The 21,739-nt window shown below is 44.1% G+C and carries 19 protein-coding genes; 14 read left to right on the top strand and 5 right to left on the bottom strand.

What is annotated here, in order from left to right; translation table 11 throughout:
• Positions 1-177: 177 nt before the first annotated feature.
• Positions 178-894: a DUF421 domain-containing protein gene (locus tag CZ434_RS13565; protein ID WP_077623640.1), complete on the bottom strand. Its 717-nt coding sequence runs from the start codon at positions 892-894 to the stop codon at positions 178-180.
• Between the two features lie 146 nt (positions 895-1,040).
• Between CZ434_RS13565 and CZ434_RS13560 the strand changes: the two genes are divergently transcribed.
• Complete coding sequence (locus CZ434_RS13560) at positions 1,041-2,531, top strand: amidase (protein ID WP_077623639.1); 1,491 nt, start codon at positions 1,041-1,043, stop codon at positions 2,529-2,531.
• 236 nt (positions 2,532-2,767) lie between these two features.
• Here the strand turns inward: CZ434_RS13560 and CZ434_RS13555 are convergent, their stop codons facing one another.
• A complete protein-coding gene (locus CZ434_RS13555) occupies positions 2,768-3,838 on the bottom strand; it encodes a hypothetical protein (protein WP_077623638.1) in 1,071 nt (356 codons plus the stop codon).
• 104 nt (positions 3,839-3,942) lie between these two features.
• The gene (locus CZ434_RS13550) at positions 3,943-4,248 is read right to left on the bottom strand and encodes a HesB/YadR/YfhF family protein (protein WP_077623637.1); all 306 of its coding nucleotides are present in this window, start codon (positions 4,246-4,248) and stop codon (positions 3,943-3,945) included.
• A 155-nt stretch (positions 4,249-4,403) separates the two neighbouring features.
• Between CZ434_RS13550 and CZ434_RS13545 the strand changes: the two genes are divergently transcribed.
• The 8 genes from CZ434_RS13545 (at position 4,404) to CZ434_RS13510 (ending at position 15,519) form a co-directional block, all read left to right on the top strand.
• Positions 4,404-6,113 carry an ABC transporter ATP-binding protein gene (locus tag CZ434_RS13545; RefSeq protein ID WP_077623636.1) on the top strand — a complete coding sequence of 570 codons (1,710 nt, stop codon included), beginning with the start codon at positions 4,404-4,406 and terminating at the stop codon, positions 6,111-6,113.
• A 693-nt stretch (positions 6,114-6,806) separates the two neighbouring features.
• Complete coding sequence (locus CZ434_RS13540) at positions 6,807-7,133, top strand: MerR family transcriptional regulator (RefSeq protein ID WP_077623635.1); 327 nt, start codon at positions 6,807-6,809, stop codon at positions 7,131-7,133.
• Between the two features lie 101 nt (positions 7,134-7,234).
• Positions 7,235-8,902 (top strand): PucR family transcriptional regulator, encoded by a 1,668-nt coding sequence (locus CZ434_RS13535; protein ID WP_077623634.1) that lies wholly within the window; start codon positions 7,235-7,237, stop codon positions 8,900-8,902.
• 219 nt (positions 8,903-9,121) lie between these two features.
• Positions 9,122-10,330, top strand: a complete 1,209-nt coding sequence (locus tag CZ434_RS13530; RefSeq protein WP_077623633.1) for a M24 family metallopeptidase — start codon at positions 9,122-9,124, stop codon at positions 10,328-10,330.
• A gap of 39 nt (positions 10,331-10,369) precedes the next feature.
• Positions 10,370-11,572 (top strand): cystathionine gamma-synthase family protein, encoded by a 1,203-nt coding sequence (locus tag CZ434_RS13525; RefSeq protein ID WP_077623632.1) that lies wholly within the window; start codon positions 10,370-10,372, stop codon positions 11,570-11,572.
• A gap of 216 nt (positions 11,573-11,788) precedes the next feature.
• Complete coding sequence (locus CZ434_RS13520; RefSeq protein WP_077623631.1) at positions 11,789-13,003, top strand: M20 metallopeptidase family protein; 1,215 nt, start codon at positions 11,789-11,791, stop codon at positions 13,001-13,003.
• Between the two features lie 6 nt (positions 13,004-13,009).
• Entirely contained in the window at positions 13,010-14,056 is a 1,047-nt protein-coding gene (locus CZ434_RS13515; protein ID WP_077623630.1) for a homoserine dehydrogenase, read from the top strand.
• Between the two features lie 14 nt (positions 14,057-14,070).
• Positions 14,071-15,519 carry an aldehyde dehydrogenase family protein gene (locus CZ434_RS13510; protein ID WP_077623629.1) on the top strand — a complete coding sequence of 483 codons (1,449 nt, stop codon included), beginning with the start codon at positions 14,071-14,073 and terminating at the stop codon, positions 15,517-15,519.
• Positions 15,520-15,576: 57 nt separating this feature from the next.
• On the opposite strand, the gene CZ434_RS22210 is transcribed toward CZ434_RS13510, so the two are convergent.
• Together CZ434_RS22210 and fbpA are read right to left on the bottom strand one after the other, a co-directional pair.
• Positions 15,577-15,717 carry a hypothetical protein gene (locus CZ434_RS22210; protein WP_179107135.1) on the bottom strand — a complete coding sequence of 47 codons (141 nt, stop codon included), beginning with the start codon at positions 15,715-15,717 and terminating at the stop codon, positions 15,577-15,579.
• 13 nt (positions 15,718-15,730) lie between these two features.
• Positions 15,731-15,907 carry a Fur-regulated basic protein FbpA gene (gene fbpA, locus CZ434_RS13505; protein WP_077623628.1) on the bottom strand — a complete coding sequence of 59 codons (177 nt, stop codon included), beginning with the start codon at positions 15,905-15,907 and terminating at the stop codon, positions 15,731-15,733.
• Between the two features lie 308 nt (positions 15,908-16,215).
• Here fbpA and CZ434_RS13500 point away from each other — a divergent pair, with 308 nt between their 5' ends.
• From CZ434_RS13500 to CZ434_RS13480, 5 genes are all read left to right on the top strand, one after another.
• The gene (locus CZ434_RS13500) at positions 16,216-17,349 is read left to right on the top strand and encodes an amidohydrolase (RefSeq protein WP_077623627.1); all 1,134 of its coding nucleotides are present in this window, start codon (positions 16,216-16,218) and stop codon (positions 17,347-17,349) included.
• Between the two features lie 136 nt (positions 17,350-17,485).
• Positions 17,486-18,826: an MATE family efflux transporter gene (locus CZ434_RS13495; RefSeq protein WP_077623626.1), complete on the top strand. Its 1,341-nt coding sequence runs from the start codon at positions 17,486-17,488 to the stop codon at positions 18,824-18,826.
• 19 nt (positions 18,827-18,845) lie between these two features.
• Positions 18,846-19,430 carry a flavin reductase family protein gene (locus CZ434_RS13490; protein ID WP_077623625.1) on the top strand — a complete coding sequence of 195 codons (585 nt, stop codon included), beginning with the start codon at positions 18,846-18,848 and terminating at the stop codon, positions 19,428-19,430.
• Between the two features lie 748 nt (positions 19,431-20,178).
• On the top strand, positions 20,179-20,904 hold the full coding sequence (locus tag CZ434_RS13485; RefSeq protein ID WP_077623624.1) for a Bax inhibitor-1/YccA family protein: 726 nt from the start codon (positions 20,179-20,181) through the stop codon (positions 20,902-20,904).
• 82 nt (positions 20,905-20,986) lie between these two features.
• Entirely contained in the window at positions 20,987-21,739 is a 753-nt protein-coding gene (locus tag CZ434_RS13480; RefSeq protein ID WP_077623623.1) for a threonine/serine exporter family protein, read from the top strand.

Genomic DNA, 21,739 nt, shown 5'->3' with positions numbered 1-21,739 from the left:
GTATTTTACCGCAGCGTTGGGTTAGCATTCAACTAACAACAGAAGGAGAGAAAACTTCTTCACAATGTAGAATTATCACTAGTTCGCAATTTGCTTCAACTGTAATCCACACAAAGTGCTTTTGGTTAAGTACGACGGGCAATACTGATCCGGTAGATGGAAAAGAGCTTTGTGCTGTCAGTGAACGATTGGGGGAAGGGAAGTTTGCTCGTCTATTAGGGATATATGTAATTGTTTGTCTTTATTAATGGAAGCATAGAAAACCGAATCCAGCAGAATATTTTGTGTTTCAAGCTGTTTATCCAGCCAAGTTTTGTCCAGCTGGAATCTTTCCAAAACGGACTCATAGACTTTTCCCTCGACAATGACAGGAAAAGTAATCGTGGAATTAGTATGAGAGATAGCCATATCTTCCCTGGTTACTGTGTTCTTTTCGGGTTTTTTTATCACACTTAAAGAACCGTTTGCTTCAATAATTGCTGTTTCCACTTCTGAGATGTCAAAAACGTTTTTCTCTCTCAGCATTTGCAACACATTATCGATTGAATACCGGATTTTTTTAAGTTTAGCCCGCTGCAATTTTCCGTCCTGGATAACGATTGTCGGTTCAAAAGTAATCCATTTGCCAAGTTTGCGGTGGGAAAGTTTCCAATAAGCTACAGTCCGCTGGAGCAGGGTGATGGTTAAAATGGCGACAAAAGTAGGGATATGGTGTATCGCGGGATCAGCAATATCCGCTCCGACCACTGCTCCAAGGACAATGACGATCAAGAAATCGAAGACTGGCAATTCGCCGATCGCCCTTTTTCCCATAATCAGAGTGACAATTAACAACAAGGGCAAAATGGTTATGATCCGTCCTATCACCAGTAACAAATCTTTTAGCATTTCCATTCGGAATATTCTCCTTTGCTTTCCAAACTTTGTATAGTTACCTTTACTTAAACAGGCGAGATTTATGCAAGTAAATCCCATAAGTTGTCGAAGGACGGAGAAATCAGGCAAAATGAATGGAGAAGGACTATAAAAGAGGTGGATATATGAATTACATAGATTTTGATGGTGTAGGGCTTGCAGAATTGGTGAAACAAAAACAAGTGTCGCCAGAAGAATTGATCGAGGCTTCATTTAAAAGGATGGAAGAAATAAACCCAGAAATAAATGCTGTGATTCGTACAAGGAAAGAAAAAGCAGTCAAGGAGGCAAGGGATATAGACTTTTCCCAGCCTTTTGCCGGTGTGCCGATTGTGTTAAAGGATATTTCACAGGCAATCCAAGGAGAGAAGCTGACAGCCGGAGCAAGGCTGATGAGGAACTTCACGGCGAAACAAGATTCCCACCTTGTAGCACGTTTAAGAAAAGCCGGATTCTTGTTTATCGGACAAACTAACACGCCGGAATTTGGTCTGAAAAACATCACGGAACCAGAAATTCACGGACAGACCAAAAACCCGTGGAATACAGACCATTCAGCCGGTGGCTCAAGCGGCGGGTCTGCTGCCAGTATAGCTGCAGGTATTGTTCCGATTGCTGGTGCGAGCGATGGCGGGGGTTCGATTCGGATACCGGCATCGTTCACAGGTTTATTCGGGTTGAAACCGACTAGGGGCAGAACCCCTGTAGGACCTGGAACGGGACGGCAATGGCAGGGGGCATCCATCGACTTTGCGTTAACCCGGTCTGTGCGGGACAGCGCTGCTCTGCTCGATGTGCTGCAAACCTTTCAACCGTCTGCAGCTTTTCATATTCCTAAATTTGAAGTCAGTTATTTAAAAGAACTGGAGAATCCTAAGCTGCCTAAATTCCGTGTTGCGTTTACAACAGAATCCCCAGTAGGAACGCCTGTGAGTGAGGCGGCGAAAAAAGCTGTTCATAAGGTTGCCGGTTCGCTGGTAGAACAAGGCCATCATGTCGAGGAAAGGTCGAATGGTGTTGATGGAATGCGGCTCATGAAAAATTACTACCTAATGAATTGTGGAGAAATGTCGAGTGTCATCTCTAATTTCGAACAAGGACTGGGAAGGGAAATAACCTCCCACGATGTGGAAATTGTGACATGGGTGTTGTACAAAGCCGGGGAAAAGGTTTCAGCCGCAGAATTCGCCAAAAGCCTTGCAGAGTGGGATTTGGCTGCCGCCCAGATGGACGAGTTCCATCAAACTTATGATTTATACCTGACACCTACCAATGCTTTTCCTGCTCCGTTGAATGGAGAGCTGACCCATTCCCATTCGGAAAGGGAGGAATTGCTGGAGGTTGGCAATTTAAACAAACAAGAACAACAGCAATTGGTCTACGATATGTTCGAGCCAAGTTTAACCTATACACCATTTACCCAGTTAGCCAATTTGACCGGTCAGCCGGCAATGAATGTTCCTGTTCATTTGGCTGAAAAAAATCTTCCGATGGGAGTGCAGTTTACTGCCCCGAAAGGAAAGGAAGACTGGTTGTTGTCGCTCGCAAGTCATATGGAACAGTCGGGTCTATGGTTGGATATCACCAAAGCAGCAACAAATCAGAAACCAAGATAAAATGGTTTAAAATCCCGTCGAGGGAGGAAAACTAACCATAAGCAAGATTCGAGGAATGCTTATAAACTTTCACCTCTAAGTTAGGAGGAGTATCAATGGGCAGACTTATCAGGCGAATCATTAAATGGGGACCTGTCATATATCCTCTCATAAGAAAATTCCGTAACAGCCGAAAAACAAACGCTTATAGAAGATAAGGCAAAAACCTGCTGATTCCCAGCAGGTTTTTTGTATAATCAAGCGGTTCTGGCGGTTGTGAACAAGGATTTTACCAATAAAGCCGATTCGATAAGCACTAGGCCCAGTATTGCCCACTTTCCATAAGTAAGGACAGCCTTCAGCATGGCAGATACAATGGAATTTGTGATCGTGTAATTTGTCTTGAAAAAAGAAGTAAATGCATACAACATCCCAAATGTAAAAACCCGGGACCACTGGGATACATCATAACTGAATATCCCTTGCACCAGGCCATACGCTTTGATTCTTACAAGACCTCTTGCACCCTCGATAAGCTCATGAATGACAAAGACAGTAACCGCCAATATCCAGATGAAAAGGATGGCAGTATATCCGAAAGACTGGGATAATGCAGCTGCAGAGCCTGTAATGGAAATCGAACCATGCAGGATGCAATTCGTGTTCTTCCAGTCATCTGCCAGGCTCCAATTGCCCTTGATGTATCTTGTAACAACCATGGTGGCATAAAGCAGGTACAACAAGATGCCGAAAACAATGACACTGCTGTTTAACCAAGTCATCGATTGAATGGACTTCCAAATAGTGTTCGCCATTAACACCATGGATTGTGTTGCAACGACTGTCAAAAGAACGATTCCATGCAGACTGTCTTCCCGGCCATTTTCATAAATAGACGGTACACTTTTCAGCATGAATAATAGATAGATTATCCAGCCTGCGATGATCAAAAAGCCTGCGGACTTTATAAATGATGTAGCCAAGGAAAAATGTTCACTCAATAACATTAAGGAGACAGAAGACCCCGCTATCCATGTTCCTATCGCATACCGCTCAAGCGGATCTTGATAATAATTTTGTTTGAAACTCCCCTCCATGAAAGCCTTTAAGTAAGAGACGAGTAGAAAGACACTAATCACCACAATCAGCATAGTCAAAAACTGAATGTACAACAAATTTACTTTGAATTGAGGCATGACACTTTGAGCGAAAATACCATACGACATGACGATTGCCATAGAAGCAGGTTTTCCGTAGAAAGGTTTCTTTGCAACCAGGAAATAAACTAAGGTTATAGCAGTTGCTGCATATAACAGGTAATAAAGCATAGGAACTCTCCTTTAACGAGGCTATACTGTTTATTTCCTGTATCCGGAAGCGATAAACACTTCGATTAAATAAAAATACCTCCTGTCGGGCGGTATGGGAAAGCTTACTCTGCTGTATCACGTTTTTCAAATACATATTCTATTTCATCGTATTTTCGTTTATATTTAATGTGAAAATCATAATCGTTGAAATACCATGCATCTGACTGTTCTACAAAGAAAGTGACCCCAAGTACTTCTGCTTGGAAAGCAGGATCGTTTGGTTCGTCAAGAGAAACAGCCAGTGAGAAACCTCTATGAATATCGCCATGTCCGCCGTATCTTGCAAAGAAACGGACATAATCACCGTTGGTCAAATCCATTTCATTTATGTACCATTGGGCGGCAGGTTTAGTGATCGAAAATTTCATGATGCACCTCCTCTTACTATCACTATATCAAAAAGGACGGGACAAACACTAGGAAATCAATTGATTTTATAAGTGTTTTAAACTATTGCCTTATCGGAAAGGAAGGCATATAATCCGAATATATTACTAGATTCTGTTAAAGGAAGTGTCTTCGATTGATCAGTCGCTTTTTTTCCTATTATTTACCTCATAAAAAACTGTTTATGCTCGATTTCAGCTGCGCTGTGGTCGTAGCGTTGTTGGAACTGGGTTTTCCGCTGGCAGTTCAATGGTTCATTGATGAACTGCTTCCCAAGAATAACTGGACAGCCATTACGTGGGTGAGTATCGGTCTTCTGACATTATATGTGCTTAGTACATTATTGCAATATATCGTCAACTATTGGGGACATAAACTTGGCATTAACATCGAAACGGATATGCGCCGGCAGTTATTCCAGCATGTCCAGAAGCAGTCATTCCGATTTTTTGATAATACGAAAACAGGCCATATTATGAGCCGTATAACTAACGACTTGTTTGACATCGGGGAGCTTGCCCATCATGGCCCGGAGGATCTGTTTATAGCTGTGATGACATTTGTCGGGGCATTTTGGATCATGTTCACGGTCAATGTGAAACTGGCATTAGTCATTTTGCTGATTGTTCCTTTTCTAGTATGGCTGATTGCATTTTGTAACTTGAGAATGAACAAGGCGTGGAAAAGGATGTACAGAGATATTGCGGAAGTCAATGCCCGAGTGGAGGACAGTGTATCCGGTATCAGGGTCGTTCAGTCCTTCACCAACGAAGAGTATGAAATCAACCGTTTTAACAAAGATAATTACAGCTTCCGGAATGCGAAATTGAATTCTTATAAAGTCATGTCCTATGGAAGTTCGGGAATTTACATGATGACTCGTTTCATTGTTCTTATCGTTTTGGTCTTGGGTGCCTGGCTTAGTTTTAACGGCGATTTATCGTACGGGGAACTGGTTGGATTCGTCTTGTATGTGAATGTCCTGTTCAAACCAATTGATAAAATCAGCGCGCTCATGGAACTTTATCCAAAAGGAATGGCTGGATTTAAACGGTTTACCGAATTGATCGACACGGTTCCGGAAGTTCAGGATGAAGAAGGGGCTAAAAATGTTGCGCACTTACGCGGTGACATCCAATTTGAAAGAGTGACATTTGGATACGAAGATTACAAGCCTGTATTAAAAGACATTGATTTAAATATTCCGGCGGGAGAGACGGTTGCGTTTGTCGGGCCGTCTGGTGCTGGTAAGTCGACAATTTGTTCTTTGATCCCCCGTTTTTACGATGTTGATCAAGGGCGAATCACGATAGATGGAATTGATATTCGGATGATGAAGAAGCAATCTCTTCGCTCTTATATAGGTATTGTTCAGCAAGATGTATTTTTGTTTACCGGTACGCTGCGGGAAAACATAGCCTATGGTAATCTTGAAGCGACAGACGAGGAGATTAAAGAAGCGGCACGGAAAGCCCATCTGGAAAAATTTATTGAATCACTGCCACATGGTTACGAGACTCAAGTTGGTGAAAGAGGACTGAAATTGTCGGGAGGACAGAAACAGCGCATCGCTATTGCCAGGATGTTCTTGAAGAACCCGCCGATCCTTATTTTGGATGAAGCAACATCTGCTCTGGATACAGAAACAGAAGCGATCATTCAATCAGCTTTGAATGAACTTGCCAAAAACAGGACGACACTTGTGATCGCGCATCGTCTGGCAACCATTCGCAATGCCGACCGGATAATCGTCGTGACAGAGAACGGAATCGAAGAGCAGGGCAGACATGAAGAACTGCTCGAAAAAGGCGGCATATTCGCCAACCTCCACAGCGTACAGTCATAGGGCAAAACATGAAACAATGGGGAAAGATCCGCTGATAATAAAGCAAAATGCGCATTTCTTCCATAATAATTTCCATGCCAGCAGCTTTTTGCATAGTAGAGGGAAACTGCGACATAGTGACAATTCCTTCTAGGGAGACTTCCTCTCGTTCTGATTAAAATGAGTGGTATGACTTCGCTGTTAGGGATTTTCTGAATTTTGATGTTAGGAATACCTCCTGTTAGACATACTTTAGAACAACTTCTCACTTGATCAGAAAAACTAATGAAGCGGAGGAAAAATGCGAGACTCCAGTGGGAAAGGAACAGTCTGAAGACCCCGCAGGGCGCTTTTCCCGAGGAGGCTGAAGCGTTCCCCAAGGAAAGCGAGTAATTTTCCGCAGCGCTGGACTACCACTCAATCAGAAAAGGATGGAAGGAAGTCCCGTTAAGTGAAGTTAGTTATGTCGCAGCTTATGGATATTATGGAAGAATAAAGACTTTAAAGCTTTTGACCTTTTGGCCAACGAAGCAGGTACTTACTTAGAGTATCTGCTTCTTTATAATCTCTAAAAACTTATCTGCACATGTAAATTAATTTCACGTAATATACATTTATGTAAGATAATCTTACAAAGTCATATAATCGTTTGAAAATTCCGTGTATACTCAATGTAACGTGTGATTACGAAATCTTAATGGCGGCGGTGAGTAAATGGAACAAGAGTCATCTTATAAAGAAAGAAAAGTAATCACTATTGGTGTGGTTAGCGAGTTAACCGGTCTGACTGAAAGACAAATCCGTTATTACGAAGAACGCAAATTGATTTTTCCGGAAAGATCCCCACGGGGAAACAGGAAATACTCATTCATGGATGTAGAACAATTAATTGATATAGCAAACAAACGAGAAGAAGGCGTACAGACATTTGAAATAAGACAAGACATGTTAAAACAAAAACAAAAAGAAGATGCCAGAAAGGTACGGAAAGAAATGATGAGAGGGCAGATCAATGCCCGTTTTGGCGTACAAAAAGAGTAGTCTTTCTAATTGCCTTCATGCTTCATTCATGAGAGAATTTAAATTGACAGAAAATTTAAATTAAATATCATTCAGCAGATTCTTTCATGTGAGGTGATTCTATGGGATTAACAGCAATGGATGTAATGCAGTTGCCTATCATGGAAACATCAAAAGTAAAAGCAGGAGGCAATTTATTAAAAGAAACCCCGGTTGAATGGATTTCTGTGATAGAAGGGCCTGTAGAAAACTTTGTCCGAAAGCATGAATTCGTTCTGAGTACAGGTATTGGTTGTGAAGATGACCCTGTTCAACTGGAACGGTTTGTCGAGGATGTGATTCAGTCGGGTGCATCCGTCCTTGCGATAGCTACCGGAAGATTTATTTTTAACATCCCCGACCGGATTACCGAATTGGCGGTGAACAACCGCTTTATCCTGCTGGAGGTCCCCTGGGAGGTCCGTTTTGGCGATATAATCCAGGGTGTTCTGCAGGAAATAAATGAAGATAAGCATGTGCAAAGACAGCAGGCGGAGGGAGTCAGGCAGGAACTGACTAACTGCGTTCTGGAAGACAGGGGATTACAGGCTATCACCAAGCTGATTTATAAACACACTCAAATACCAGTGGGAATTGCTGATCAGTCGAAATATATCCGGGCCAACCAGTCATTGAGCAAAAAGATGGTAGACATTCTTGCCAGAGAGCAGCCTGGTAATATGGAAGCCGCTTCCGAGACGGGTGTCCCGTTCCTTGATCACCCTTTATACCATTATATGAAAGAATGTGCTGTCGACGGACAGAAGTGCTATGTGCTCACAATTCAAAACAATAATAAACCCCAGGGGTATATCATTGTTCAACCCGAAATCCCTACACAACTGACATGGTTTGTGATGAATGTACTGGAACATGCTTTGACGGCTTGTGCTCTTTATTTTGCCAAGGAAAATGCCGTGGAAATGGCAGAAATAAGGTTGAAAGACAATTTTGTATTGAATTTGGCTAAGGAAAAGCATATTAACAGTCAAAAGCTGGCGAAAGCACAACTGCTTGGATATGATCTTTCCTTGCCTTATATATGCCTGGTCGGGAAGCTTACCTTGAAGCATTCAGTGTCTATATCTAATGACAATCCGGTCAATTCAAGCATGCAGAGTGTTAACTATTATTTTCAAAAAGAGATAACAAATGCGGGGAATGTCTTGCATAGGAGGACGATGGCCACTTTTGAAGAAGGAAGGGTCATCATTTTTCTAGAGGCAGAGCAGGTTTCTTGCGCAGAGATTGCCAGTCAGTTTATGGACATTATTGAGAGGCGTCTATATGAATTACTCGGTGGAGTAGAAATCTCCTGGGGGGTATCCAAACATGGAGATGGGCTTTACGCTTTTTATGAAAGTTGTCAGGAAGCAAGTACTGCATTAGATATAGGGGAGAAGCAGAACGGTCCTGGGGAACGCACATTTTTTACCGATACCAGAATCAATCGACTGCTCATGGCTGTATCGAGTGAAAAAGTCATTCTGGATATAGTGAAAGACACGCTAGATCCATTGGTGGAATATGACAAAAAAAGACATACTGATTTAATTTATACTTTTTTGACATACAACAAGCATAAAGGAAATGTAAGCCAGACCGCACGGGCATTAAACTTACACCGTCAGTCGCTCCTGCACCGGCTCCGTAATATTGAATCGTTGACCCAGCTCTCCCTGGTGGATTCGGATGATATATTCCTGTTGGAATTGAGCATCCGTTTATGGATGTTGAACAAAATTATTTAAACTGTATGAAGGAATCAGACGCTTCAAAGCAACTTGCTTTGAAGCGTTTTTTTATATTTTGACCAGGCGTTGGATAGTTGGTTAAAGCCGCTAACGTTAAATCTGTATAACACAAATGGATAAAAGTTCATACAATTTTGCCATTACATTAAAATGTATTATTCAATATGCTAGTAGTAAGAAAAAAATAAAATATTCAGTTAACTAGGAGGTAAGCCGATGCTTCCATTTGACATTGTGGAATATCAAAGCCGGTTGAAAAAAACAAAGCAGCGAATGGAAGAAAAGGGGATCGAAGTCTTGCTGATCTCCGACCCTGCCAATATGAATTATTTAACAGGGTATGATGCTTGGTCCTTTTATGTGCACCAGATGTTAGTGATCATAATTGACCAGCCCCAGCCTATATGGATCGGCCGTTATATGGATGCAAATGGAGCAAGAGCAAAAACATGGATCTACGAAGAAAATGTGATAGCTTACCCGGATTATTACGTTAATTCATCCACCCATCATCCAATGGAGTTCATTGCGGAGATTTTAAAGGAAATAGGGCAGGGCAATCGAAGAATCGGAGTGGAAATGGATAATTATTACTTTTCTGCCAAGGCATTTGTTCGTTTGCAACAAAACCTTCCCAATGCCGAGTTCCTGGATGCTGACCTGCTTGTCAATTGGGTCCGCATCGAAAAATCCGACCAGGAAATCGAGTATATGAAGCGGGCAGCAAAAATAGCGGAGAAGGCAATGTTTAACGGTGCCGAAAGCATTCGTCCCGGTGTGCGGGAGTGTGATACAGCTGCCCAAATCTATTATCACATGGTATCAGGAACAGAGGAATACGGCGGAGACTACCCGGCCATCGTACCTTTTCTACCGACTGGGGAGAATACCGCGATACCCCATCTAACCTGGTCAGAAAGGCAGTTCGAAGCGGGAGAAACCGTAACCATCGAACTGGCCGGCTGTTACAAGCGCTACCACGTTCCGTTGGCCAGAACGGTTGCCATAGGCAATCCACCGGAAAAGGTTATCAGTCTGACATCCTATGTTGTGGAGGCAGTAAATGAAGTCCTGTTATCGATTAAACCAGGAATTACTTGCGGAGAAGTGGATGATATTTGGAAACAGTGTATGAAAAAACACGGAATTATCAAAGAGTCCAGGCTTGGATATTCGGTAGGGTTGAACTATCCTCCTGACTGGGGAGAGCATACCGCAAGTCTCCGCAGTGGAGATGCTACGATATTGAAACCTAACATGACCTTTCATATGATACCTGCTTTATGGTTCGACCACTATGGCATCGAATTAAGCGAGACAATCAGAATTACAGAAAAAGGTTGTGAAACACTGACAAATTATCCAAGAGAATTAATTCGAAAAGACCCTTTTATGCCACAACCTCAAGACGGAATCATCAGCTAAAAACGTTTATGGACAAATGTTTACAAGGAGGAATGAGTGATGAAGGACATTAAACAAGGAACACGTGCCATCTGGGCTGGAGAAAAGGACTCCCTAGCATTCGGAGCGACGCAGGTCCCGGTCGTTCATAGCGTATCATTCGGTTATGACGATATGGATGAGTGGTATGAAGTAGCAATCGGCAATAAAAAGGGACACATATATGGTAGGAATACTAATCCTACTGTCCAGGCCTTTGAAGAAAAAATCAGGATATTGGAAGATGCGGAAGCTGTGACAAGCTTCTCGACAGGAATGGCGGCTATCAGCAACACACTTGGGACCTTGCTGCACCCAGGAGACCGGGTCGTCTCTATTAAAGATACGTATGGGGGAACAAACAAGATTTTCACAGAATTCCTTCCTAAGCAGCATGTAGAAGTAGAGTTATGTGAAACAGGGAATCATGAAGCAATCGAAAAAGAAATCGCCAAGGGTTGCAAAGTCCTATACCTTGAAACACCGACAAATCCTACCGTGAAAATTACGGACATCGAACGGATGGCTAAGGCAGGTAGAAAGGCTGGGGCGATTGTCGTTGTAGATAACACTTTTGCAACTCCGATCAATCAACAGCCGCTGGCTCTTGGGGCGGATTTAGTCATCCACAGTGCAACGAAGTTCCTCGGCGGACATGCAGACGCACTGGGAGGATGTGTATGTGGTTCAAAAGAACTTGTCGAACAAATCTATCATTATAGAGAAATCAATGGTGCGACATTAGACCCTATGGCAGCCTATTTACTGTTAAGAGGTATGAAGACACTGAAACTTAGAATCGACAAGCAAAATGAAAATGCAATGGCAGTTGCGAAGTATCTACAATCAGTAGACATTGTAGACGATGTGTTCTATCCAGGTCTCGAAGGCCACGCGGGTCATGAAATCGCCAAAAAACAAATGGCCGATTTCGGAGGGATGCTCAGCTTTGCCGTGAAAGGCGGCGTGGAAACAGTCCGCCAGCTTCTTCCTAAACTTCAATATGCCAACAGAGCTGCTAATCTGGGCTCCGTGGAAACAGTGGTCGGTCCATCACGTACAACCAGTCATGTCGAGTGTACCCCAGAAGAAAGGGCGGCAATGGGGATTCCGGAAGGATTGATTCGCTATTCTGCCGGAATTGAAGATGTGGAAGACTTGATCGGTGACTTGGAGCAGGCGTTTCAGTCACTTCCGAAGAGCTTATATGAGTCAGTAGTTTAGTAGATATACGAATCGAAACAGGAGAGAAGCAGGAATTTGCTTCCCTCCTCCATTTTTCCCGGTGTAACCGTCCGTCTTCCGGTTCAAACCAAATAAGGGACGGAGATCGTTTAGCTGGTGAAAATGGACTCAGCACCACGATGATCAACAGTCAGTGGGGTATGAACCTAACCCCCACTGAAGATATACCTTATCGTCAGCAGGGGGGTGCCCGGGTTGTCAATTGAAACAGAGAATCTAATCAATCGATCAAAAGCATTAAAACCGAGTCTGTCGGAATGGCGGAGAGCACTACACCAATTTCCTGAACTAAGCTTTCAGGAAGAAAAAACGAGCAGATATATACAGGAGAAACTAGAGGAGATGGGTGTTTATCAACTCCATACAGGAATTGCCGGCTTTGGAATGATAGCCGAGCTGAAATCCGGAGATGGACCGGTCATCGGAGTGAGGGCCGATATGGATGCTCTTCCTATCCACGAAAATACGGGGGCTCCCTATACTTCCCGTAATAACGGAATCATGCATGCATGCGGACACGACGCACACAGCGCGATGCTGCTAGGTGTTGCAAACTTGCTTGCAGAAGATTTCAAGGAAGGCAGACTTCAGGGTACGGTCAAGCTTATCTTTCAACCAGCAGAAGAGGATACCGATGAACACGGCAGTACCGGTGCCCCTTACTTGTTACAATCCGGGAAAATAGATGATGTGGAAGCGGCAATCGCGCTTCATGTATGTCCTTGGAGGAGGGCTGGAGAGATTCAGATTCATGCTGGTCCAAGTATGGCGAGCATTGACAACTTTATTTTGACAATCATGGGGACTGGAGGCCATGGGGGGTACCCTTATCAAGGAACAGATCCTGTATGGATAGCTGCAAGTGTGATTCAGGGAATTTATGGATTGATCAGCAGGAGGGTCAATCCTTTGGATGTCGGCACAATTAGTATTGGGGGCCTATACGGCGGAAGTGCCTTCAATGTCATTCCGGATAAAGTGATGCTTAAAGGAACAATCAGATCCTACACCCCGGAAGTAAGACTGTTGCTCATGAAAGAGCTGGAGAACGTTGCTCAAATTGCCAAGTCGCTCGGGGGCGATTTTAAGCTGGAGATAGAACACGGGGAACCGGCATTACGGAACGATCCGATTATAACGGAGCTGATGAAGACGTCAGCCCAGTCACTATATCCGGAAATGCCCATATTCGAAGAGCCTTATGGAATGGGGGGAGAAGACTTCAGCCATATCACGGAAAAGGTGCCCGGTGCCATGTTGTTTTTGGGATGTGGTTGGGATGACGAACCTCCGTATCAACTCCACACAGCGGATTTCGATTTGAATGAAGAAGCATTGCCGGTCGGCGTAGCTCTATTGACAGACTGCACTTATCGGCTCTTGCAAGATAAAGGACAATCTTGGAGGTGAAGGAAAATGAGAATAGCTTTTATCGGTTTCGGGGGAGTCGGACAGTCATTAGCCGAGATCATAAGCTCGCAGTCAGCCAAGTTATTGGGTTCATATGGAATGGATGCTAAAGTTGTGGCGGTCTCGGATGTGATGAAAGGCTCTGTATATGATCCGGAAGGGCTGGATATTGGCGAGCTGTTGAAGAGTGTCCGTGATATGGGTAGTATCGAGAATTATCCCGACGGGCCTGGGATTGTAAAAGGTTGGGACAGCATGGAAACCATCCAGAACTCGAATGCGGATGTAATTGTAGAAGTGACGTTTACTGATGTCAAAACAGGCCAGCCCGCCATCGACCACTGCCGGACGGCCTTCGAAAACAAAAAGAGTGTTATTACTACCAATAAAGGGCCTGTTGCCATTGCCTACAAGGAACTGCAATCCCTGGCAGATGAGAATGGTGTTTACTGGGGGTTCGAAGGTACGGTGATGAGCGGGACTCCTGCCCTGAGGATGCCTGTAACAGCATTGGCCGGAAATGAAATAACAGAGATTACAGGAATCTTAAATGGTACGACAAATTATATCCTGACAGAAATGGAAAAAGGCAAATCCTATCAGGAAGCACTTACTACCGCTCAAAGGCTCGGGTATGCCGAGGCGGATCCTACCAGTGATGTGGAGGGCTATGATGCTAGATACAAAGCGACGATTCTTGCCAATTATTTGATGGATACACCGCTTGCTGCGAAAGATATCCCGTGTAAAGGGATCAGCGGTATGACTTCAAAGATGGTGGAAGAGGCAGTCGGGGAAGGGAAACGGTGGAAACTACTCGCCACAGTCAAAAAAGAAAATGGGAATGTAACTGCTTCGGTTCAGCCTGAATTAATCGATTCCGACAACCCGTTGGCAGGAGTGACAGGTGCTACCAATGCAATCCTTTATCAATGCGATCTCGCTGGCCCGATCATGCTCACGGGAGCCGGAGCAGGGCTGACAGAAACCGGATATTCTCTCCTCATCGATTTAATTGATTTGCAGAGGCGGAACAGTCTAGTAAAAGCATAGCGAGGTGAAATGCAATGCAGACGAAAGTGAGAATGGAACCGATGTTGCTTGCAGGAGAATGGGTCGAAAGAGATCAGACAATTGATGTTTTTGATCCCGGGGATGGACGGCTTCTCGCCAGAGTTCCATCAGGCAGCACCGAAGATATGCTGGAGGCCATAGATAGAGCGGAAGAAGCTTTTTTAAATACAGAGAATTGGTCGACAAAGGAACGGATGGATGTGCTCCAGAAAGCTGCTGCTTTTATGGAGGACCATAAAGAAACCTTTGCCCTAACGATTGCTTCGGAGGGAAGCAAAACAATCACAGAAGCCAAGTCAGAGGTAACTCGGGCAATTGAAACGATTCGCCTTAGTGCAGAGGAAGCGAGAAGGATTAACGGGGAAACCATCAACTTCGATCAGAGGCCTGGAAGTGAAAACAGGGTCGGGTATTACTATCGATTTCCGATAGGTGTAATCGGAGCGATCACTCCGTTCAATGACCCGTTGAATCTGGTCGCACACAAAGTGGGACCGGCGATAGCCGCTGGTAACGCAATCGTGGTAAAACCTGCTTCCGTCACACCGTTAAGCGCCCTGTTATTGGCGGAAGCTTTATTAAAAGCGGGACTCCCCAAAGGGTTTTTATCAATCATAACCGGCCCTGGGCGCGAAGTCGGCGGTGCTTTGATCAATCATCCTTCCGTGAAAATGGTTTCCTTTACAGGAGGATTGGAAGCGGGGCAAAAAATATCCCGTCAAGCAGGGTTAAAGAAAGTCAATATGGAATTGGGATCAAACTCACCGGTGGTTGTATTTGAAGATGCGGATATAAGTGATGCTGTGGAAGCTTGTGTATCTGGTGCATTTTCAGCAGTAGGACAGAACTGTATTGGGGTGCAGCGTATATACGTGGAGAGGGGGGCGTATGAATCCTTTCTCAAAGACTTTGTGGGCAAGACAGCGGAATTGAAAGTCGGCCGCAAAATGGATGAACAGACAGATGTTGGCCCGCTTATTCAGGAACGGGAAGCAGAGCGGGTGGAGGAATGGGTTGAGGAAGCTTTGCTGGAAGGTGCTACGCTGAAGATCGGGGGTTCTCGTCAGGGGAATTTTTATATGCCGACCATATTGACTGATGTGCCTGACACAGCCCGGATCGCCAAAGAAGAAATATTCGGTCCGGTGGTACTCGTTTATCCTTTTAATAATGCTTCGGAAGTTGTAAAAGCCGCCAATAATGTGGATTATGGCTTACATGCCGGCGTCTTTACTGAAAGTCTGGAAAAAGCTTATTATATGATAAAGCATCTTGAAGCGGGCGGCGTAATGATCAATGACAGCAGTGATTACCGGGTGGACGCCATGCCGTTCGGAGGTGTAAAAGGTTCGGGGATCGGAAGAGAAGGGATCAAATCAGCTATCGAGGCGATGACAGAACCAAAAGTAGTCTGCTTCCGGCTTAAAGGTAATGTTGTGTAAGTGCTTGTAAAAGAAAAACAGGAGAGACAGTCCGTACCCGGAACTGTTTCTCCTGTTTTAACTGTTTTGAATCATCCGCAGGAGTTCATAAGCTTTATCCCCTGCAAGTGCGGCAAGGTTTTCCCACTTCTCGTCTCTTTCTATATCCAATTCGACTATTTCTTTTGCCAAATCAACAGCCTCTTTGTTAATCATCACAGTTATTCCCTTCTCAATATTTTAAAATTGATTGACCATAATCTTTAAGTGCGTCTTGGTATTCTTCCAAAAGCTCAGCGACTGTCTTACTGGAAATCTGAGTATCATCGCGACTGACAATGCCTTCACTAATCAACTTTCGAATCATGGCCTGCTTTTGCTGTTCTACAGCTTCCCTTAAATAAGACATACCATCGCTCCTTTACTAATAAGCATACTCTAATAGTAAGGGAGAGAAGAAAACCTATCACTATTTCAGTCAGAAATTCTAACATGGTTTTTATATATGTTTCAATGGATAAGAGAAGAATCTTTGGTGGCCTATTTGTCAGTTTTTAGCCCGTTTTAATCAATTGGAGGAGAATGTAGAAGGAATAAGTAGTATAATATAGTAAAACCAGAATTTGTAATAAAAGACAACTTGATAACAAACAAGCCTTTTCACAGCTGGATCCCCTTTCGCCATTGCAAATTCTAAGGAAAGAAAGCAGGATTGGTATGGGTTCGAACATCGAGAAAGAACTGAAAGAGTATGTATATGAAATGCAAAGCCATTTGCATGAAATACCTGAGCCGGCATTTCAAGAGAGGAAAACAGCGAGTTATATAGCATCCCAACTAAAAGAACTTGGCTATACGGTTCAAGAAAAAATAGCCGGGACAGGCATTGTCGCTTTTAAAGAAGGAAGAAAGAAACGTCCGTGCGTGGCTATCCGGGCAGATATGGACTGCATAGTCCATGATGGACATGACGATCTGCTATATCGGCATTCCTGCGGTCATGACGCTCACTCAAGTATTGCGCTTGGCGCAGCCAAATATTTAAAAGACCGTATTCCGGAGTTGGACGGCAGCGTGAAATTTATTTTTCAGCCGGCCGAAGAGGTTGGGAAAGGTGCAAGGGCGATGACAGAAGCAGGAGTACTTAACGATGTCGATTATTTAATTGGATATCATTTGCGAACAAACCATGAGTGTGAGGTCGGACAGATGGCTCCCGCATTGTATCACAGTGCTGGTCTCAAAATCACTGGTGAAATCGAAGGCAAGACGGCCCATGGCGGGCGGCCGCATCTGGGAATCAACGCAATCGATGTTCTGCATTCTTTGATTTCCAATATCAATACGATCCGGACAGATCCAATGACAGCTACCAACATTAAGTTCACGCAAATTTCTGCGGGGAAAGGTTCGCTGAACGTCATACCTGCCCATGGGAGTTTTGGGATGGATATTCGGAGCGGAAGTAATGAAGAATTGGAAGAAACACTGGAAAAAATCAAGACAATGATAGAACAAACTGCTCTCATGCATCATGCTGAGATTAACTATAACATCAGTGATGGCCTTCCTGCACCAAAATATGATGAATTCCTGATCGAGACTGCTGCCAACTCCATCAAAAAGGTGATGGGCGAAAATGCGTTAGTAGACCCGATTTCTACCCCGGGAAGTGAAGATTTTCATAATTATACAAAATTGACAGAAGTAAAAGCGACTTACTTGGCAATTGGCGCCAACGTTTATCCAGGATTGCATGACCCGGAAATGACCTTTGAAAAAGAAGCAATGAACGACGGGGTCGCTGTTGTGTCAGATATGGTTGAAACAATATTGGTGAGTAAAAAATAAAGCTGGATTCGAAGGACAGGCCATGGCCTGTTTTTTTGTTTGATAAATAACCTTCGTTTAAAGCCGCCTCCCATGCTTATCGGGAAACAGAGTGCTAAGATAGAAAGCAGAACGATCGTTAAGGGAGTCCTTCAAATTGAAAAAACAACATGATTTTACGGAAGGTAATATAGTTAAGCAAATGTTGGTGTTTTCGGCTCCTATTATGTTTACCAATCTATTGCAGGTTTCCTACCAGTTTACAGACAGCTTGTGGGTCGGGAACTTGCTTGGAGCGAACGCACTTGGGGCTGTGGCTGTTTCCAGTACAGTCATTTTCACTATATTGTCTTTTATTATCGGAATAAATAATGCAACCCTGACCATCCTTTCCCAGCAAAAAGGGAAAGACAATGAAACCGGACTGAAAAGATATTTAAACGCATTTGTTGTCGTTTTAACCTTTATGGCAATCGTATTGGGGAGCATTGGGTTTGCAGCAGCTGAATTTGTCGTGGAACTACTCGGAACACCGGAGTCTATGATTCAGGAAGCATCAGCATATCTGCGGATAAATTCACTAGGCATCCTGTTTTTATTGGGATACAACTTCATTGGCACGGTGCTCCGTTCCCTCGGTGACAGTAAAACACCACTAAGGTTCGTCATGATAGCTGTGTTATTGAATATCGTGCTCGATCCCGTTTTTATTTCCTTGTTTGGCCTCGGGGTGAATGGGGCTGCTTATGCAACAATCTGCTCGCAGGGGAGTGCGTTCATATACGGGATATACTATGTACTGCGACACCAATTGGTTCCATTCACCTTTCCATCTCTTCCTAGACGGGAAGAAGTGAAACTCATTTTGCATCTAGGGGTTCCATCTGGCCTGCAAATGTCTGTTATTGCAGCGGGAGTGGCAGCCATTATGAGTGTTGTTACATCACACGGAGAAGATGTGGTAGCCGGTTTCAGTGCTGCCCAACGGCTTGATAGTGTACTCATGCTTCCAGCCCAGGCACTTGGAACCGCCGTTAACAGTATGGCAGGCCAGAATATCGGCGTGGCAAAATGGAATAGGGTCAGAGATATTTCCAAATATGGCGTCCTTTATAATCTGGGAATCATGCTTGTACTCGCATGCCTACTAGTCGTTTTTGCCGACTTTGCGATCCGCTTATTCATTCAGGAAGAGGAAGCTGTGCAGTTTGGCGGAGATTATCTGCGGATTGTTGCCTTCTTTTATCCATTTCTCGGAATCAACTTTATCCTAAACGGAATCGTCCGAGCATCTGGGGCCATGTACCAAGTCTTGATTTTAAATGTGATTTCATTTTGGGTGCTTAGATATCCACTGACATATTTGTGTTCGGCATGGCTTGGAGAAAAAGGCATTGCATTCGGCATGGGCATCAGCTTTGTCATCAGCAGTATCGCAGCATTTCTTTATTATCGGTTTGGAAAATGGCGGGAAAAACAGTTGTTCAAACAATCATAGTCTAATGGGGAGAGATAGCATGAGAATAGAAAAGTCACAATTTGCCGAAAGAAATATGAGCAAGCTGGTCAAAGGGGCTGTAGTTCCAAGACCGATTGCATGGGTTTCCACCATCAGCAAGCAAGGTGAAAGAAACCTTGCCCCTTTTAGTTTTTTTACCGTAGCTTCCATGGACCCTATCACTCTTTGCTTTTCAGTCGGTGGCGGAGACAGGCAAAAAGATACTTTGCAGAACATAGAAGAAACGAAAGACTTTGTGATTAATATCGTTTCTAAACCTTTGGCAAATCAAATGTATGAAACAAGTAAAAATTTCGATGCTCCTATCGACGAATTCACAGAGGCAGGCCTTGCCTCGGCAAAAAGCAGGTTCGTGCATTCTCCATTGGTGAAAGATGCTCCAATCCAGATGGAATGTGAACTGGACCGAGTAGTGGAAGTAGGAACAAACCGGCTTGTGCTTGGAAAGTTGGTTTGTTATCACATCAAAGAGGAAGTATATATGTATGGGGATAAAGTGAATCCCGAGAAGCTTGAAGTCATTGGCCGAATGGCAGGGGATTACACCCTGATCAACAATTTCTTCCCACTGCCAGAACAATAAACATGTCCAATCAGGACACCTTTCACAGCAGCAGAGTTGAAATTTTTTGTTCTTAGTTGAGAGAAACTGCGACACAACTCTCAGTGTGGATTCCTTCCATCCTTTTCGAATGGAGTGGTAGACCAGCGCTACGGAAAAACACTCCCTTTCCGGGGGCAGCACCTCAGCCTCCTTGAAAATACAATTCGATTTTCTGCGTGCGATGTTTCGCTGCCGAAGCGTTCTTGGGCCTGCGATTACTCGGCCCACCGAAAACCTTTGTCCTCGTGAGCAAAATGCACTCACTGCGGGGTCTTCGGAAGCTGCTCTTCCCCCAGGACTTTGAAAAAACATCGATGCATTTACACCGCACGCAGAAAATCGAACTTTATTTTCAAGGAGTGTCGCATTTTTCCTCCGCTTTGGACAGATTTCTGATCAAGTGAGAAGAGGTCCTAATATATGTCTAACATGGGTTTTTCCCACCAAAATTCAAAGAACTTCGACCAGCGTAGGCAGAACACGCAGACCCCTGCAGGAATAGCGAAAAGTCTTCGATGGGGCGAGTAATCGCAGTCCCACGCGTCCGAAGACCCCGTAAAGAAGCGTACTTTGCTGATGAGGAGGCTGAGGCCGTGCCCGCGGAAAGCGAAGTGTTCTGCCGTAGCGGTTGTATGGCACTCGACTTAATCAGTATGGGGGAAAGTCACACTGAAGTTATGTCGCAGTTTATGATTTTTTCGATATAAAACACAAAAGGAGGATGGGAATGAGGACTAGTAATCCAGTTTGGAAGACGGGAGCATTTCAGGATGCTAGAGGTAGTGGTGAACGCATGACAATGGGCGGGACCATCGGAAAAACAGCAGTGTTGTTCCTGTTTCTGTTGGGAACCTCCATTTATACGTGGTCTCAATATATCCAGGGTAACGATATCGGGATGATGATGTTGATTGGTATCGTCGGCAGTCTCATCTTTGCTCTGATCACCATATTCGTTCCGAAAGCAGCCCCTGTCACTGCACCCATATATGCTGCATTGGAAGGATTCATGATCGGAGGAATCTCTTCATTTGCAGAAGCAAGATTCCCTGGGATTGTGATCCAGGCAGCCATGCTCACCCTTGCCGTAATGGGAGCACTGCTGTTCTTATATACATCGAGAACAATCAGAGTGACAAAGAAGTTCCGGGTAATGGTGCTGTCTGCGACACTTGGGATCTTACTGGTGTATGTCATCAATTTCGTTCTAAGGATATTTTTTCAAACAGAAGTGCCCTATTTGCACTCCAGCGGACCGATTGGTATCGGGATAAGTTTGTTTATCGTTGCAATCGCCGCATTGAACCTTGTTCTTGACTTCGACTTCATTGAACGTGGAGTCCGAAGAGGAGCTCCCAAGCATACGGAATGGGTCGGGGCGTTCGGTTTGATGGTTACATTGGTATGGCTGTACATCGAGATACTACGGCTTCTTCAAAAAATCAGAAGATAGGCAGATTGGAGCCTTTGTAATTGTTCTTCCTTCCCTTTTGCCATTATAATGTACGTGTAGAAAAGCAATCGGAGCGATCAACATGAAAACAGATTTGAATGTAACGGAAATCGTAGAAACATGTCTCCTGGCAGGCAAAATTATGCTCCAAAGCGGTGCTGAAACACACAGGGTAGAGGATACCATGCAGCGAATGGCCCACTCTTTCGGGGTAACTGGTTCACAGAGTTACGTTACCCCTACCGGGATTATTTTCTCGACTGAGGGGACTGAACCTACCAATTTTCTGCGAATATCCGAGCGTTCAACAGACCTCCATAAGATTGCTGCTGTTAATAACATCTCCAGAAAAATTAGCAGCGGTGATTTGTCTCTTTCCATTGCTAATGAAAAACTGAAGAAATTAGATGTAGAGAGCCAAACTTATCCGTTATTCATTCAAGTAATAGCTGCAGCGCTTGTCAGCGGATGTTTCACTATCATGTTTCAAGGAAGCTGGCCGGATTTTATTCCGGCAATGACAGCAGGAGGAATTGGTTTTTATGCGATGGTGCGTTTTCACAACTTAGTGGAAATCCGTTTTTTTGCCGAGTTTTTGGCTTCCTTGATCATAGGATTGCTTTCTTTCCTGTTTATTAATGCAGGGGTCGGAGCGGAAATCGATAAGATTATCATTGGAGCTGTCATGCCGCTTGTTCCGGGACTGTTGATTACGAATGCGGTCAGAGACTTGATGGCTGGCCATCTGGTGGCAGGATTATCTAAGGGAGCGGAAGCTTTTCTGACTGCTTTCGCCATAGGCGCCGGTATAGCCGTCGGTTTTTCATTTTTGTAA

Origin of the sequence: Sediminibacillus massiliensis, from assembly GCF_900156915.1 — a bacterium.
GTDB lineage: Bacteria > Bacillota > Bacilli > Bacillales > Amphibacillaceae > Sediminibacillus_A > Sediminibacillus_A massiliensis.
This window is presented reverse-complemented; position numbering and strand designations above follow the sequence as displayed.

Excerpts from the sequence above, each read along its gene's own strand:
- CZ434_RS13565 (WP_077623640.1), bottom strand. The coding sequence starts at position 894 with ATGGAAATGCTAAAAGATTTGTTACTGGTGATAGGACGGATCATAACC.
- CZ434_RS13560 (WP_077623639.1), top strand. The coding sequence starts at position 1,041 with ATGAATTACATAGATTTTGATGGTGTAGGGCTTGCAGAATTGGTGAAA.
- CZ434_RS13555 (WP_077623638.1), bottom strand. The coding sequence starts at position 3,838 with ATGCTTTATTACCTGTTATATGCAGCAACTGCTATAACCTTAGTTTAT.
- CZ434_RS13550 (WP_077623637.1), bottom strand. The coding sequence starts at position 4,248 with ATGAAATTTTCGATCACTAAACCTGCCGCCCAATGGTACATAAATGAA.
- CZ434_RS13540 (WP_077623635.1), top strand. The coding sequence starts at position 6,807 with ATGGAACAAGAGTCATCTTATAAAGAAAGAAAAGTAATCACTATTGGT.
- CZ434_RS13535 (WP_077623634.1), top strand. The coding sequence starts at position 7,235 with ATGGGATTAACAGCAATGGATGTAATGCAGTTGCCTATCATGGAAACA.
- CZ434_RS13530 (WP_077623633.1), top strand. The coding sequence starts at position 9,122 with ATGCTTCCATTTGACATTGTGGAATATCAAAGCCGGTTGAAAAAAACA.
- CZ434_RS13525 (WP_077623632.1), top strand. The coding sequence starts at position 10,370 with ATGAAGGACATTAAACAAGGAACACGTGCCATCTGGGCTGGAGAAAAG.
- CZ434_RS13515 (WP_077623630.1), top strand. The coding sequence starts at position 13,010 with ATGAGAATAGCTTTTATCGGTTTCGGGGGAGTCGGACAGTCATTAGCC.
- CZ434_RS13510 (WP_077623629.1), top strand. The coding sequence starts at position 14,071 with ATGCAGACGAAAGTGAGAATGGAACCGATGTTGCTTGCAGGAGAATGG.
- fbpA (WP_077623628.1), bottom strand. The coding sequence starts at position 15,907 with ATGTCTTATTTAAGGGAAGCTGTAGAACAGCAAAAGCAGGCCATGATT.
- CZ434_RS13500 (WP_077623627.1), top strand. The coding sequence starts at position 16,216 with ATGGGTTCGAACATCGAGAAAGAACTGAAAGAGTATGTATATGAAATG.
- CZ434_RS13490 (WP_077623625.1), top strand. The coding sequence starts at position 18,846 with ATGAGAATAGAAAAGTCACAATTTGCCGAAAGAAATATGAGCAAGCTG.
- CZ434_RS13485 (WP_077623624.1), top strand. The coding sequence starts at position 20,179 with ATGAGGACTAGTAATCCAGTTTGGAAGACGGGAGCATTTCAGGATGCT.
- CZ434_RS13480 (WP_077623623.1), top strand. The coding sequence starts at position 20,987 with ATGAAAACAGATTTGAATGTAACGGAAATCGTAGAAACATGTCTCCTG.